The following is a 1,234-nucleotide window of genomic DNA, read 5'->3' as shown; positions in this document are numbered from 1 at the left end:
GGCAGATTCAGGGGGTGGTCGCAACGCGGTCTAGGTCTTGGATGAGGAGGCTAGCGAACATTTCGCGGGGGGTGTGGTAGCCGAGGCGTTTGCGGGGTCGGTCGTTGAGTTCGTCGGCGATCGCGGCCAGGTGGGTGGCGGTGTGGACCGATAGGTCGGTGCCTTTGGGCAGGTATTCGCGGACGAGTCCGTTGGTGTTTTCGTTGGAGCCGCGTTGCCAGGGGTGGTAGGGGTCGGCGAAGTAGACCGCGATGCCGGTTTGTTCGGTGATGCGGGCGTGGCGGGCCATCTCGGAGCCGCGGTCCCAGGTGAGGGTCTTGGTGAACCAGTCCGGCAGTGCGGTCATCTGCTCGACGACGGCGTCGGCGACCCGGTCGGCGGTGTGGCCGTGGGGCAGGTGCAGCAGGGTGAGGTAGCCGGTGGTGCGTTCCACGATGGTGCCGACCGCGGAGTTCGACGCGGTCGATCCCATGATCAGGTCGCCCTCGTGGTGGCCGGGGACAAGGCGGGTCTCGACGTCTTCGGGCCGGTCGTGGATCGATACCGCGCCGGGGATCTTGCCGCGGGTCTCGGACTGGCTGCCGCGCCGACGGCGCACCGTCCGGCCGCTGCGCAGGCAGGCCTTCAACTCGCGGCGCAGCTCGCCGCGCGGGTAGACGTACAGGCTCTGGTAGATCGATTCGTGGCTGATCTGCATCGCTTCATTGTCGGGGTGCAGCAGCCGTAGCCGGCCAGCGATCTGGTCGGGTGAGTACCGCTTGGTCAGCAGCCGCTGGACTTCTGCCCGCAACACCGTGTTGCCGCTGAGTTTGGACGGCTTGGGGCGGCGTTGGCGCTGCCAGGACAGCGCGTGGGCCCGCTCGGGCTGGTACTCGCCCGTGCGCGGATCACGGTTACGGCCCAGCTCCCGGCTGATCGTGGAGGCGTTACGGCCCATCCGGCGGCCGATCTCACGCAGAGAATGACCGGCGTCTTTCAGCCGGGCAAGCTCGTAGCGCTCGTCCCGATCCAGGTACCGATCGCTGTAAGTGATACCTGCTGGCCGATACACCCCACCAAGACTGTGATGCAGCCGGTAGATGTAACTCTTCGACACGCCGCTACGCCGCGCCACCTCCATCGGCCGATGCCCCCGACTCAACAAGTCCAGCACCACCCGCCGCCGCGCCTGCGACAACCTCTCCGCCACAACACCCTCCAAACTCAGGCGTTGCGACAATCCCCTGAAGCTGCC

1 protein-coding gene is annotated in these 1,234 nt (G+C 67.0%); it reads right to left on the bottom strand.

Annotated features, from left to right (window positions below):
* Positions 1 to 7: 7 nt before the first annotated feature.
* Positions 8 to 1,234 (bottom strand): IS30 family transposase (locus tag E0H50_RS42710; protein ID WP_238151734.1); only part of this gene is annotated, 1,227 nt, incomplete at its 5' end.

Origin of the sequence: Kribbella sindirgiensis, assembly GCF_004331435.1 — a bacterium.
Lineage (GTDB): Bacteria > Actinomycetota > Actinomycetes > Propionibacteriales > Kribbellaceae > Kribbella > Kribbella sindirgiensis.
This window is presented reverse-complemented; position numbering and strand designations above follow the sequence as displayed.